Raw genomic sequence first — 14,015 nt, forward strand, 5'->3', positions numbered from 1 at the left:
AGAACCTCAGGTCCAAACCATCAGCACATGACTTGAATCAATTCAAGCCCGCTCGATAAGCGCCGAACCCCACGACAAGCCGACACCAAACCCACTGATCGCCACCCGCTTCCAGCTCGAGTCGAACATGCGCTTCTCAAGCAGCAACGGAATACTGGACGACACGGTATTCCCGGTCTCGACCATATCCTTCACGAACTTCTCCGGCTGCCCCTCCTCGAACCGCCGCGCCACGGCATCGACAATCGCCGCACTGCCCTGGTGAATGCAATATGCATCAATATCCGTGGATTCCAGATTGGAGTCCGCCAACAACTCATGCAGGTGCGCCGGAACTTTGACCAAGGCGAAGTTGAACACCTGACGACCATTCATGAAGAAGGTGCCGTCGCTGACCTTGAGATGCGGTGCGCCGGTGCCGTCGGTGCCGAACTTGGATTTGCCTAGCACCCAGGTCGGATCCTCGCCCATCCACGTAACTGTGGCGGCGTCGCCGAACAGCATGGTGGTGTTGCGGTCTTCGGGGTCGACGATCTTCGAGTACGGGTCAGCGGTGATCAGCAGGCCGTTCTTCAGCCCCGCCGCTTCCATGAAGCCCTTCATCGCATAGATGCCGTAGACGTAGCCGGAGCAGCCCAGGGAGATGTCGAAGGCCGCGATATGGGTCGGCAGGCCGAGCTTGCTCTGAACAATCGCCGAGGTGTGCGGCAAGCCTTCTTCGTCGCCGTTCTGGGTCACGACGATCAAGGCGTCGATGGACGCTGGATCCAATTCGGGATGATTGGCGAACAGTTTGTTGACCGCTTCGACGCATAGGTCGGAGGTTTCCTGTTCGTCATCCTTACGCGGCAGGAAGGTCGAGCCGATCTTGCCGAGGATGAAGGTCTCATCCTTGCCGAATTTGGCGCCTTGCGCGTAGTTGTCGAGGCCGGCGGAGGGCACGTAGCTCGCGATGCTTTTAATGCCAATCATTCTGGCTTCCCAATACTGAATAGCTAAAGATCACCCCTCACCATGACGGAGAGGTGCCTGGGCGGCGGGCCGGACCGCGCAGGGTGGGCGGATATCCCCGAAACACCTGGCTGTATGAGCCCGTTTACACAATACAGTGAAGATGCGCGTTTTGACCCATAGGTCACAACCGGTATGGGACGTCACATCAGAACATCAAGATACAAAAAAGCCAAAACGAGCGCCTCTTTTTAATCAAAAAGTTAGCGGCTCGTTTCGGCTTGAAAGGTCAGATCTTGTCGAACAGGCTTAGCTGCGAGATGCGCGAGAAGGCCAGCTGCGCGGCTTGCAGCATGGTTTGCTGCAGGGTGAGCTGCACGCTGGCTGCGGCCATGTCGGTGTCTGCGATGGACGATTGGGTCGACGCATTGACCAGGCCCAGGCTGGAGTTTTCGGTCGACTGAATGTCCAAGGCGTTGCCGCGGGCGCCGATCGAGCCCCGCACGATGTCGATCTGGGCGCTGGCCGAATCGAGGTTGCCGATCGCAGAGGCCACCGCATTAGTGATCGCCAGCGACACGCCACTTTCGGACGTGGACTGATTCAGCGCGTTCTTAAGCGTATTGATCGTGTTGAGAACATTCTGCGTCTCGTGGGAGTCAGCCGAGACAGTGAACTTGTCGCCCGTTGCCGGAGTGCCCGAAATATCCAGCGTGACACCCGCCACGGTAATCGTCGAGCCGCTCACCGTACCTGTGCCAATGGCCTTGCTCGAATCGGTGAGCGGGGACGCATACACCTCGTAGTCGGTCGCGCTGGTGAACTTGATCACCGCCCCGCCTTCGGGGAAGCCTGCCGCATACGCCGCGTTGTCGGTGATGGTGCCACCGGTGATCTGAGACGTCGACGTATTGCTAGGCAGACGGTTGGTAGTAATGGTGTCCGGGGTACTGGACAGCGTGAAGCTGTATTGGCTTACCAAGGTGTCGGCGTCGGCCGCCTGGTCTTCATCCAGCGTCACGTTGACGGCGTATTCGACACCGCGGAAGGTGAAGTTGGTACCCGCCTCGTCATCCGGATCAATCAGCCCGCCAGTGCTGGTTTCCGACGTTACGTCGTTACCCAAGGCATCGGTCACGGTGAACTCAGTGCTACTGGTGAACGTGACGGTGTATGGCTCCCCTGCGGTGTAAGTGCTGTTGTAGCTACGCGAAGAAGTCAGAGTGCCAGCGGTCAGGGTCAGGATACCGTCATCGGTCGTCGGCGAGACCTGCGTGGTCTGGGTACGCGAGACATTGGTGGCTTGCTCGAAAAGAGTGTAGCCAGTGTCGTTGGTCGCGATACTCAGGGTATCGGACACCTGCAGACTCAGCTGGGTCTGGTCGCCTTGGTAGGTATACGTACCGTCGGCGTTACGCACGTATGGCTGAGTCGTACTCTTGGAGCCCGCGAAGATATAGTTGCCGTTGGAGTCTTTACTGTTGAGCAGGCTGAACACGGTTTCTTCGATCTGGCCGAGTTCACTGGCGATCGATGCGCGATCCTCGTCCGAAAGGCCACCACTGCCCGCGCGCAACGTCAGCTCCCGCGCACGCTGCAGGGAGTCGGTGATACTGCTGAGAATCGACTCCTCGTTATTCAACGCGTTGGTCGCCGTGGTGATATTGCTGTTGTACTGATCGAGCAAGGCACTCTGCTGCTGCAACTTGAGCAACTTGGCAGCGCCGACCGGATCATCCGCCGCGGTCTGGATGCGGCTACCCGACGAGATCTGCTCCTGGGTCTTGGTGACCGAAGCGAACGACTTCGAATAGCTGGTCATGCTATTGGCGAAGTACTGGTTGGTGGAAATGCGCATGATCGCCTCCCTTACAGACTGCTGATCAGTGTTTGAAAGATTTCCTGCGCAGTCTTGATGATCTGCGAGGAGGCGGTGTAGTACTGCTGGAACTTGACCAGACCAGCGGCTTCTTCATCCAGGTTCACCCCCGACACCGAGTCGCGGCTGTCGGTCGCTGAGGTCAGCACCGCGGCGGTAGCGGTGGCATCGATCGACGCCTGGCTTGCCAACGCGCCCACGCCCTCGACCAGCGTCGCATAGGCGCTGGTGATGCTCATACCGACGTTGCTGCCACTGACGCCCACGGTATTTGCAGTCTGCAACTCCAGCAGGCTCTGCGCGTTGCGGTTGTCGGTGGTGCCATCCGTGTTGAAAGAAACACTGTAGCTGTCGCTGGCCGCTGGCGAGCCGCTCACCGTCATCTCGAAGGTGTAAGTCATGGCATTGCCATCGGCATCGGTCATGGCATTGCCGTTGTCATCGAGCATCGGCACGGTGATGCTCAGCGTGTTGTCCTGGTTCGGCACGATGGTGCCGGTACCGATGCTCACGCCCTGGGCGTTGTAGACCGTGTAACCCTGGGTACCCGAGCTTGCGGCGTCGAACACCAGCTTGACCGGGCTGGCATTCTCGATGCCGCTTTGCATCTGCGCGAGTTCGGTGCCGCCGTAGATGTCCAAGTCGGTGGTCAGCGTCGGCAGGCTGAAGGTGCCGGTGCCACTGTTGCTCGAACCGGCCACGCCAGTCAGCGCGCTGGCGAAGGCCAACTTGTTGTAGTCGGTCATCACGGTGCTGATATTGGTCGCACCGGTACGGGTAGGAATGACCTGGAAACTGTCGCCAGCGGAAAGGGCACCACCGTTGAGCGCCAGGGTGAAACCATCGATCTCTGGCGCAGGATCGTCATCCAGGCTGTAGGAACCCATGCTGGTGCCGTCCGAGCGCACCACCGTGTAGTCCTTGTCGCTGGTGAACTTGACTTCGTAGTTGTACGCGGTCAGTGCGCTGGAGTCGGTGATGGTGACATCGAGGTTGCCGGAGCCTGCGCTATTGCTGGCCGAAGCCAGGCTGCGCTGGCTGATGGCGGAGGCGCTGTTGATGCTGGAGAACAGCATCGAACCGAAATCGCCGTTGAGGTCCAGGCCCTGGCCCAGCTGGCTGTTGATGGTGTCGCTGACCACGATGGCCATGCGCCCCAGCTCGTTCAAGGCCGGGTTGAGCACATCGTTGCGGTAACGCAGCAGGCCGCCGATCTCGCCGCCGGTGGCGACCGAGGTCACGTCGGTGCTGAAGTTCTGGTAGTTGATGACCAGGCTGTACTGCGAAGGGTCCGTGCTGCTCGCCTGCGCAGTCAGTTTGTTGGCGGTGGTGCCGGTGACCAACGCCTGGCCTGTACCCAAGTAGACGTCGTAGTTGCCATCGCGCTCCTGTACGGTCACACCCACTAACTCGTTGAGCTGGCGCAATGCCTCGTCGCGGGCATCCAGCAGGCTGGTCGGCTCGGTGCCGTTGGCCGAGAGCGCGACGATCTGCTGGTTCAGCGTGGCGATCGAAGAGGTGATGGAGTTGACCTGGCCGGTCAGCGTGCTGAGCTGGGAATTGATGCTGGTGTTCTGCTGATTCAGCTGCGAGGCAATCGAGTTGAAGCGATTGCTCAGGGTTTGCGCAGAAGTCAACAGCAGCTGGCGAGCCGCCGTATCGCTGGGTGTGGACGACGCCGTTTGCAAGGCACTGAAGAAAGACGACAGTACGCTGGTGATCCCGGTGGTGCTGTCCGACAGCAACGAGTCCAGTGACGAGATCTGCGTGGAGTAGGTACTGGCTTCCGAACTCAGCGAGGTACTGGCGTTGACCTGGCTCTGCAGGTAGGCGCTGTAGATGCGCCGCACTTCCGATAGGGTCGTGCCACTGCCGACGTAACCTGCCCCTCCAATACTCTGCAAGGCCCCGGCCGAATTCACCGTCTGCTGGCGCGAGTAGCCCGACGTCGCAACGTTGGTGATGTTGTTACTCGTGGTCGTCAGGGCACTTTGGCTCGCCGACAGCCCGGAAAGCCCAATAGAGATCAGATTCGACATGCTTCAAGCCTTATAGAGTCGTTTGTGTGCCGTTGGCTGCGTAGGTCTGGTACTTGTCGAGCTGCCGGGCGATTGCCGAGATCTTCCGGGCATAGTTCGGGTCAGTGGCGTAACCGGCCTTCTGCAACTCGGTGGCAAACTGTTCTGGGTTATCGGCCGACTTGACCACTTCTTGATAGCGATCGTTGTTCAACAGCAGGTTGGCAAGATCATGGAAACTCTCGGAGTACGAGCCATACGCACGGAACGCCGCCGACTCCTTGACCATCTGGCCGTCACGGAACTCGCTGGTGAGCGCCTTCGCCTGCTCGCCCTTCCAGCTGCCGGTGGCCTTGATGTTGAACAGGTTGTAGCTGCTGCTGCCATCGCTCTGGCGCAGGATCGACCGCCCCCAGCCGGTTTCCAGTGCAGCCTGGGCCACCAGCATCTTCGGCTCCACACCAATACGCTGGGCCGCTTCCTGGGCCATCGGCAGCATAGTGGCGACGAACTCGTCGGCACTGGTGAACGCGCTCTTGCCCGGCGCCAACGGCACCTGAACCACGCTGCGCTGGCCGCCGGCCAACAGCCCGGCGAAGGCAGGCGACTGGGTCCAGTCGCCGTATTCGCCTGCCGCGCCCACCGCTGTGGCGGTGCTGCCAGCGCCACGGCGCAGGGTGTTGGCGGGTGCGGCGGTGCCAGCACCGGGCACAATACCCGCAAGCATGCGGTCGGCCAGCTTGCTCGGCAGAGACAAACGGCGCTGATTGAGCGCCGCGACGTCATTGTGCGCGGAGCCGGCCACCTGCCCGTCTGCCGCCGCGTTGTGTATGGCCCCCAAGGCACCGCTGGTACCGGCTTCTCGGTTGAACGGGTTGCCGCCAGGGCGCTGGGTCGAGGCCGCCTTGGACAACTGGCGCATCAGCACGCCCTGTAGGCCAATACCCCCACCCTCGCGGGACAGGCTGACCGCCAGTTGCTGGTCGTACATTTCCTGGTACTGCTTGGTCGTCTCGGTGTTGAGCGGGTTGTCCTTGGCCAGCACATTGTTGGCCGCACGCATGGACTTGAGCATCTCGCTGACGAACAACGACTCGAATTCCTGGGCGACCTTGCGCAGGTTCGCCTCGCTGTCCTTGTCACCGACCTTCATCGCATTGAGGCGATTGAGGTCGGTGTAGGCGCCGGTGTCGACGGTTTTCATCTCAGCCGACCTCAGATCACGATCAGGTCGGCTTGCAGCGCACCGGCCTGCTTGAGCGCTTCGAGAATCGCCATCAGGTCGCTCGGCGCCGCGCCCACCTGGTTCACCGCGCGGACGATCTCATCCAGCGTGGTACCCGGACCGAACTTGAACATCGGCTTGGCTTCCTGCTGAGCGTTGACCCGAGAGCGCGGCACCACGGCGGTCTCGCCATTGGAGAATGGCCCCGGCTGACTGACGATCGGGTCTTCGGTGATGGTCACGGTGAGACTGCCGTGGGTCACCGCAGCTGGCGATACCTTGACGTTCTGGCCGATGACGATGGTGCCGGTACGCGAATTGATGATGACCTTGGCCACGGCCTGGCCTGGGTCGATCTCCAGGTTCTCGAGGATTGACAGGTAGTCCACGCGCTGGCTCGGATCCATCGGCGCGGTGACCCGTACCGAGCCACCATCCACAGCCTGGGCGACGCCAGGGCCGAGCATGTCGTTGACCTTGTCGACGATGCGCTTGGCGGTGGTGAAGTCGGGACGATTGAGGTTGAGGGTAAGGCTATTACCCTGGTTGAACCCGCTCGGCACCGCCCGCTCGACAGTGGCGCCACCGGGAATACGGCCGGCCGACGGCACGTTGACGGTAATTCGCGAGCCATCCTTGCCTTCGGCATCGAAGCCGCCGACCACCAGGTTACCCTGGGCGATGGCGTAAACGTTGCCATCGATACCCTTGAGTGGAGTCATCAACAGACTGCCGCCGCGCAAACTCTTGGAGTTACCGATCGACGACACCGTGATGTCAATGACCTGACCCGGTTTGGCGAACGCCGGCAGATCGGCATGGATCGACACCGCAGCAACGTTCTTCAACTGTACGGTGCCAGTGCTGCTAGGCACCTTGATGCCGAACTGCGCCAGCATGTTGTTGAAGGTCTGCAGGGTAAACGGCGTCTGGGTGGTCTGGTCACCCGTGCCGTTGAGGCCGACCACTAGGCCATAGCCGATCAACTGGTTGGTCCGCACGCCAGAAATGCTGGCGATATCCTTGAGGCGCTCGGCATGTGCACCGAAGCAGGCGAACACCAGCGCCGTCAGCACCAGCAGCGGTTTGAACTTGAGCATGTCGATGCGCACTCAGAAAGGCCAGTACGGGCTCATGAAGAACCGATCGAGCCAGCCAGGTTGGCTGGCATCGGCGAACGAGCCGGTTCCCGAATAGGTGATTCGTGCATCCGCCACGCGGGTGGATGACACAGTGTTGTCAGTGGCGATGTCATCGGCGCGAATCAGACCAGCGATACGTACCAGTTCCTCCCCGGTGTTGAGTGTCATCCACTTCTCGCCGCGCACCGCGAGGATGCCGTTAGGCAGCACCTCAGCGACGGTCACGGTGACCGAGCCGGTCAGGCTGTTGCCCTGGGCCGCCTTGGCATCACCCTTGGTATCACGCGTACCACTGTAGCTCGCATCCAGGCTCAGAGAGCCACCGCCGAACGGGCTGTCGGTCTTCACTCCACCACCGAACAGCGAGCTCAGGCCGAGGCTGGTGTTACTGTCCTTGGCCAACGAGGAATTAGCGCTCTTGCTGGCCGCCATCTTCTCGTTGAGCGTGATAGTGATGATGTCACCCACACGGAACGCCTTGCGGTCGGTGTACAGGTTCTGGTCGAAGCCGGCCTGGTAGATCGAACCGTTGTTGGCGGCCGCCGGCAACGGGGTACGCGGTAGCACAGGCGCATAGTACGGATCGTTGGGCTTGGCCGGCGGGGCCATGCAACCGGCCAGCAGGCAAGCGCCACCTACGGCGAAAACAACGGACAAACGATTCATGCTCATGACCTCACGGTGCTACGGGTGCTTCAAGGTGTCGGCTGATTCAGCTATTCAGAATTACAAATTCTGGGTAACGAACTGCAGCATCTGGTCAGCGGTCGAGATCACCTTGGAGTTCATCTCGTAGGCGCGCTGGGTGGTGATCATGTTCACCAGCTCCTCCACCGTGCTGACGTTGGAGTTTTCCAGGGTGTTCTGCAGGGTGGTGCCGAAACCGTTCAGGCCCGGGGTACCGACGTTCGGTGCACCGCTGGAGGCGGTTTCCAGGAACAGGTTGTTGCCGATGGATTGCAGGCCGGCCGGGTTGATGAAGTCGGCGGTCTGCAGGTTGCCGATCACCTGGTTGGCGGCGTTGCCGGAAGTGGTGATCGACACGGTACCATCGGTGCCGACGGTGAAGGTCTGGGCATCGGCAGGGACGACTATGGCAGGCTCCAGCGCCAAGCCATTGGCTGTCACCAGTTGGCCATCGGAATCCAGGTGGAAAGTGCCATCCCGCGTGTAGGAGATGGTGCCGTCTGGCTGCATGATCTGGAAGAAACCACGACCGTTGATGGCCATGTCCAGCGGCTGGTCGGTGGTCTGCAGGCTGCCGGCGGTGAAATTCTTCTGGGTGCCGACGATGCGCACACCAGTACCGACTTGCAAACCTGTCGGCAACTCGCTGTCCTGGGTCGACTGGGCACCAGGCTGGCGCTTGACCTGGTACAGCAGGTCCTGGAACTCGGCGCGGTCTTTCTTGAAACCGGTCGTCGAGACGTTGGCCAAGTTGTTGGAAATGGTCGTCAGATTGGTGTCCTGAGCGGCGAGGCCGGTCTTGCTGACCCAGAGAGCGGGGAGCATATGTCTTCTCCTTACGCGACGGCGTGACTGCCGTCATTGTCGAACAGGGGTTGAGGCGGGTGTCAGCTGAGCTGCATCACCCGCGCCATCGATTCGTCGTTTTCCTTGGCGGCAGTCATCATCTTGATCTGCAGCTCGAACTGCCGGGACAGCGCCATGATCGAAGTCATCTCGTCGACCGCGTTGACGTTGCTGCCCTCGAGGAAGCCAGAAACAACCTTTACCGAGGCATCCGCCACGAGGGGCTGGCCGGTGTTGCTGTGGATCAGGCCATCGGTGCCCTTGCTCAGGGTAGAGAGGTCGGGCTTGACCATCTTGATCCGGTCGACCTCAGCCATCACCGATGGGCTCTCGCCCAGGGAACGAATGCTGATGGTGCCGTCCGAGCCGACTTCGACGTGCTCTTCCGGCGGAATCGCGATCGGTCCGCCATTGCCAAGCACGGCCATGCCGTTACCGGTGCGCAGCACGCCCAGGGCGTCGATGTTGAGGCTGCCGGTGCGGGTGTAGGCCTCGCTGCCGTCAGGGGCCTGGACTGCGATCCAACCATCGCCATCTACCGCAACATCGAGTTCACGCCCGGTTTCAATCAACGGGCCATGGTCGAAGTCGGTGGCCGGCCGTTCAGTCATGGCGAAAGCGCGCGAGGGCAAGGTTTCGCCGAATACCGGCATTGAGCGGGCCTGCTCTAGGTCACGCTGGAAACCATTGGTCGAAACGTTAGCCAAGTTGTTGGCATGGGCTTTTTGCGCCAGCGCATTCTGGCTGGCGCCGGTCATGGCCACGTACAGCATCTTGTCCACTTCAACTCTCCCTCGACGGACTTTCGCCGCCACTGACATGCTGATGAGGTGCTAGCAAGTCTCGGGCCAAAACCGAGGCAAAGGCGCTACCCCAGTATTCATAGGCCTTACACGCCGCCAACGGTGCAGGCGACGCACAGGCGCGCCGGCAAATCGGCGATTGTTTGCCGGTAGGCGGCAACGTGTTGACGCTCGAAAAAACGCCGCCTGGCGCTCAACGGCAGGCGGCGTTACGAAAAGGCCCGGCAAAGCGGATGAACGCCTTGCCGGGATCGACCTGGGTGCAGATGAACACGCCGGTCTCGATGCTCTGATACTTGTACCAGGGCGCCGGCGCTGCCAGGGCCGCCAGAGGCAGCCCGAGCAACAATACCCGCACCAACCTGAACAGCATTTTCATCAGGTCATCTGGAGGATGGTTTGCATGATGGTGCTTTCAGTGGAAATGGTCTTGGCGTTGGCCTGGTAGTTGCTCTGGGCCTTGATCAGGTTGACCAACTCGGAGGTCAGGTCGACGTTGGAGTCTTCCAGGGCCCCTGCAGTCAACGAACCCATTACACCGGTGTTCGGCGCGCCGACAACCGGCACACCCGAGGCGTACGATTCTTTCCAGCCAGTGCCGCCAACCGGGGTCAGGCCCTGGACGTTGGCGAAGTTGGCCAGCGCAACCTGGCCGATGACTTTCGACTGACCGTTGCTGTAGGTGCCGAACAGATTGCCATCGGAGTCGATCGACAGCGACGACAGGTTACCCGGCGCGTAGCCGTCCTGGGACTTGGCGGTCACCGCCGAGGTGGCGTTGTATTGACTGGTCGCCGACATGTCGATGGTCACACCATTGGTAGCTGCCGAGGCGCCGTTGCTGGCCATGGTGCCAGCAGCGCTCTTGACTGCGGGAACCCAGTCGGTCAGGGTCAGATTGCCCAGGCTGTCGACGGTGAAGTCGGAACTGGTCGAAGCGGTCAAGACACCCGCCGAGTTGAAGGTCAGGTCGGCGGTGTAAGGCGTGGTGGAGGTCGGATCGGCCGGGTTCACGCCATCGACGGTCACGTACATGGTCCAGGTATTCTGGTCGGTCTTGACGAAATACTGGCTCAGGCTGTGGGCGTTGCCTTGGCTGTCGTAGATGTCGGTGCTGAAGGTGTAGTTGTAGGTGTCGGTGTCCGAGGCATCGAACGGGGTTTCGGTGGGCACCGTGTCCGACGAATTGAGGTTCAGCGTTTCGCTCAGGCTGGTACTGGCCTTGGGCGCCACCGCTGCAGTGCTGACGGTCAGGTCGGCAAGAATGCCTTCAACAACGTTACCATCGGCATCCACGCCATAACCCTGCAGGCGGTTGCCACTGGCATCGACGATGTTACCCGAGCTGTCGGTACCGAAGGCACCGGCACGGGTGTAGGTGGTCGAACCGTTGTTGCTGGTGATGAAGAAGCCGTTGCCATTGATGGCCAGGTCCAGGCTAGCGCCGGTGGTACTGACGTTGCCTTGAGTGAACTGCTGGGAAATCGCCTGGGTCGTTACACCACTACCGACGGTGTAGCGCGAACCGCCCAGGAACAGGGAGTTGGCGTAAAGGTCGCCAAACTCGGCGCGCGCCGATTTGAAACCGGTGGTGCCGACGTTGGCGATGTTGTTACCCGTGACATCCAGGCTGGTGGCGGCTGCGTTAAGGCCACTGAGACCGATATTGAACGACATTGATTGACTCCTGTGCCGATGCCCGGCTTACGATCCGATAGTTTTGACGTCCGAAAGCGCGATGCTCTCGCCACTTGCCAGATTGAGCGTGTACGAACCTGCAGTGCTGCCCACGGTGACGCTGTTGACCACCGACGGCAGGTAGGTGGTCTGCGCGACCTCCTTGCCATCGACGGTAGCCTTGGCCTCGAAGGTATAGGTACCGGCATCCACCGCCAGCCCATCGTTATCGGTGCCATCCCAGCTGAAGCTGACCGTGCCGGCACTTTGCGAACCCAGGTCGATGTTCTTCACTACATTGCCGTCGGCGTCATACACGTTCACGGTCAGGCCGGTGGTCGACGAGGTGACGTCGATCTGGCCAGTCAAGCCGGTACCGGCAGCGACCGTTGCAGCGTCCGCCTCGGTGATGACCGAGCGCCCGACCAGGGACGAAGCCTGCAAGGCCTGGGTCGAGGCATAGTTGCCGAGCAGGGTGTCCACGGTGTCGTTGAGGGTCTGCATCGATTCCAGACTGCTGAACTGCGCCAACTGGGCGACGAATTCGGAGTTGTCCTGGGGGTCGAGCGGGTTTTGGTTCTGCAGCTGGGTCACCAACAACTGCAGGAAGGTGTCCTTGCCAAGCGTGTCGGTACTGCTGCTACTGGAGGTGTCACTGGCCAGCGCATATTGCGAATAGATCGCGGAAGCACTTGTGGCGTCGGTAGTAGTGGTCATCGGCTATCCCCCTCACTGACCCAGGGTCAGCACTTTCTGCATCATGGTCTTGGCAGTATTCATGATGTCGGCGTTGGTCTGGAACGCACGGCTGGCGGAGATCATGTCGGCCATCTCCTCGACCACGTTAACGTTCGGGTAGTACACGTAGCCGTCCTTGTTGGCGGCGGGATTACTCGGCTCGTAGCGCGCCTCCAGGTTGCTCTGGTCCTCGACGATGCCTTTTACCTGCACGCCCTGCCCTGCCTCGCCCTGGTCATCGAACAGCGACTGGCTGCCGCCGGCCTGCGCGTCCTGGAAGGTGGTGGCGAACACCGGGTGACGGGCGCGGTAGGTCTGGTCGATGCTCGAGGACACGGTCTCGGCGTTGGCGATGTTGGAAGCAACGGTGTTCAGGCGCGTGTTCTGCGCACTCATGCCGCTACCGGCAATGTTGAAGACACTGGAAAGGGACATGGTCATTCTCCCCGCAGGGCCGAAACCAGCCCTTTGAATTTACTGTTGAGCAAGGTGAAGCTGGCCTGGAAGCCGATGGCGTTTTCGGTGTAGTTCGATTGCTCGATCTGCGCGTCCACGGTGTTCTGGTCGATCGACGGCTGCGTTGGCGTGCGGTACTTGAGGGTATCGTCGGCCATGGCCAGGCCCTCGGCCTCGATATGGCGGCTGTTGGTACGATCGAGGCTGAAACGGCCGCCACTCTGCTGCTTGTCGCTCTCGGCAGCGAGCACCGAGGCGAAGTCCATGTCGCGCGCCTTGTAGTTGGGCGTGTCGGCGTTGGCGATGTTGTTGGCCAGCACTTCGGCACGCTGGGCGCGGAAGCCCAGGGCCTTTTCGTGAATACCAAGCGCCTTGTCGAAACTGATGCTCATGTCGGGGAAACCTTCGGAGGTTGGCCGGAATATCGTTGGGCAAGGTATAGCAAGGGCTGTGCCAACCAACATAAAGCCCGGAAATACGGGCTTGCAGGGCAAGGTGCTGTCAGAGTGATGCCAGAAAAGCGGCAAAGGCCTTCCGCCTTGAGCGGCGAAAGCGGCAATTGCCGGGCGGCAAAAGCGGCAAAACAAAAAATTGACGTCAGTATTTTTCCTGCGCCGGCCTCTTCGCGGGTAAACCCCCTCCCACAGGGTTCTGCACAGCTTTAAAAGTCGGTGCGGTACCTGTGGGAGCGGGTTTACCCGCGAAGAGGCCGGCACAGGCAAACAAAAAGGCCGGCAACTTTCGCTGCCGGCCTTTGTGCTTACTTCGCCTGGTAGATGATCCCGGACTGCACTGCACCATCTGGTAATGGTCCGGCAGCCCGTTCAGCGCCTCGGAAGCCCCGAGGAACAGATACCCACCCGGCTTCAAGGTACTGTGGATACGCAACAGGATGTCCTTCTTCACCTGCGCCGAGAAATAGATCAGCACGTTACGGCAGAACACCACATCGAACTTGCCCAGGCTGGCATAGCTGTCGAGCAGGTTGAACGAGCGGAACTCGACACGGCTGCGAATCGCCGGCTTGACCGCCCAACGCCCCGGCCCCTTGGTGTCGAAGTAGCGCTGCAGGCGCTCCTGGGACAAGCCACGGGCAATCGCCAGGCTGTCGTACTCGCCAGTCTTGCAGTTGGTCAGCATGGTGCCGGACAGGTCGGTGGCAACGATCTGCGCGCCCATCTTCAACTGGCCGAGGTTGCTGCGCTCGAATTCGTCGATGGCCATCGAGATGGAATACGGCTCCTGCCCCGACGAACAGGCCGCCGACCACATGCGCAGGCGCTGGCCGGGGTTGTTGCGGATGAACTCGGGGATGACCTTGTTCTTCAGCACCTCGAACGGGTAGGTATCGCGAAACCACAGGGTCTCGTTGGTGGTCATGGCATCGACCACCTGCTCGCGCAAGCCGCCGCGCGGCTGGGCCTGGATGCGCTGCACCAGCTCGCCCAGGCTCTTGATACCCTGTTGCTCCATCAGCTTGTTGAGACGGCTGGAAACCAGGTACTGCTTATTCTCGCCCAGCAGGATGCCACAGGCTTTCTCCAGGAAGACCCGGAACTGTTCGAAATCCAAATTACCCGTAGACACTACTGC

Annotated in this window: 13 protein-coding genes and 1 pseudogene; all 14 read right to left on the bottom strand. The window is 60.7% G+C overall.

Annotation, left to right across the window (positions count from 1 at the left end; translation table 11 throughout):
• Positions 1–42: 42 nt before the first annotated feature.
• The 14 genes and pseudogenes from AB5975_01620 to cheR all read right to left on the bottom strand — a co-directional run bounded on the left by AB5975_01620 (position 43) and on the right by cheR (position 14,009).
• Positions 43–972 (bottom strand): ketoacyl-ACP synthase III, encoded by a 930-nt coding sequence (locus AB5975_01620; protein XDR20688.1) that lies wholly within the window; start codon positions 970–972, stop codon positions 43–45.
• A 268-nt stretch (positions 973–1,240) separates the two neighbouring features.
• Positions 1,241–2,809: a flagellar hook-associated protein 3 gene (locus AB5975_01625; GenBank protein XDR20689.1), complete on the bottom strand. Its 1,569-nt coding sequence runs from the start codon at positions 2,807–2,809 to the stop codon at positions 1,241–1,243.
• A gap of 11 nt (positions 2,810–2,820) precedes the next feature.
• Positions 2,821–4,869, bottom strand: a complete 2,049-nt coding sequence (gene flgK, locus AB5975_01630) for a flagellar hook-associated protein FlgK (protein ID XDR20690.1) — start codon at positions 4,867–4,869, stop codon at positions 2,821–2,823.
• Positions 4,870–4,879: 10 nt separating this feature from the next.
• Complete coding sequence (gene flgJ / locus AB5975_01635; protein ID XDR20691.1) at positions 4,880–6,052, bottom strand: flagellar assembly peptidoglycan hydrolase FlgJ; 1,173 nt, start codon at positions 6,050–6,052, stop codon at positions 4,880–4,882.
• An 11-nt stretch (positions 6,053–6,063) separates the two neighbouring features.
• A complete protein-coding gene (locus AB5975_01640) occupies positions 6,064–7,173 on the bottom strand; it encodes a flagellar basal body P-ring protein FlgI (protein ID XDR20692.1) in 1,110 nt (369 codons plus the stop codon).
• A gap of 12 nt (positions 7,174–7,185) precedes the next feature.
• Positions 7,186–7,881, bottom strand: coding sequence for a flagellar basal body L-ring protein FlgH (gene flgH, locus AB5975_01645; GenBank protein XDR20693.1), 696 nt, complete (start codon positions 7,879–7,881; stop codon positions 7,186–7,188).
• Between the two features lie 60 nt (positions 7,882–7,941).
• Positions 7,942–8,727 carry a flagellar basal-body rod protein FlgG gene (gene flgG / locus AB5975_01650; protein XDR20694.1) on the bottom strand — a complete coding sequence of 262 codons (786 nt, stop codon included), beginning with the start codon at positions 8,725–8,727 and terminating at the stop codon, positions 7,942–7,944.
• Positions 8,728–8,789: 62 nt separating this feature from the next.
• Positions 8,790–9,530, bottom strand: coding sequence for a flagellar basal-body rod protein FlgF (gene flgF, locus AB5975_01655; protein XDR20695.1), 741 nt, complete (start codon positions 9,528–9,530; stop codon positions 8,790–8,792).
• Positions 9,531–9,744: 214 nt separating this feature from the next.
• On the bottom strand, positions 9,745–9,930 hold the full coding sequence (locus AB5975_01660) for a hypothetical protein (protein ID XDR20696.1): 186 nt from the start codon (positions 9,928–9,930) through the stop codon (positions 9,745–9,747).
• A complete protein-coding gene (gene flgE / locus AB5975_01665; GenBank protein XDR20697.1) occupies positions 9,930–11,228 on the bottom strand; it encodes a flagellar hook protein FlgE in 1,299 nt (432 codons plus the stop codon). Before flgE ends, AB5975_01660 begins: the two co-directional genes overlap by 1 nt.
• A gap of 27 nt (positions 11,229–11,255) precedes the next feature.
• Positions 11,256–11,945, bottom strand: a complete 690-nt coding sequence (locus AB5975_01670) for a flagellar hook assembly protein FlgD (GenBank protein ID XDR20698.1) — start codon at positions 11,943–11,945, stop codon at positions 11,256–11,258.
• A gap of 12 nt (positions 11,946–11,957) precedes the next feature.
• A complete protein-coding gene (gene flgC / locus AB5975_01675; GenBank protein XDR20699.1) occupies positions 11,958–12,401 on the bottom strand; it encodes a flagellar basal body rod protein FlgC in 444 nt (147 codons plus the stop codon).
• Positions 12,402–12,403: 2 nt separating this feature from the next.
• Positions 12,404–12,814 carry a flagellar basal body rod protein FlgB gene (gene flgB, locus AB5975_01680; GenBank protein XDR20700.1) on the bottom strand — a complete coding sequence of 137 codons (411 nt, stop codon included), beginning with the start codon at positions 12,812–12,814 and terminating at the stop codon, positions 12,404–12,406.
• A gap of 368 nt (positions 12,815–13,182) precedes the next feature.
• A pseudogene (gene cheR / locus AB5975_01685) lies at positions 13,183–14,009 on the bottom strand (protein-glutamate O-methyltransferase CheR).
• Positions 14,010–14,015 lie beyond the last annotated feature (6 nt).

Source organism: Pseudomonas putida, from assembly GCA_041071465.1.
GTDB classification, from domain to species: Bacteria; Pseudomonadota; Gammaproteobacteria; order Pseudomonadales; family Pseudomonadaceae; genus Aquipseudomonas; species Aquipseudomonas putida_P.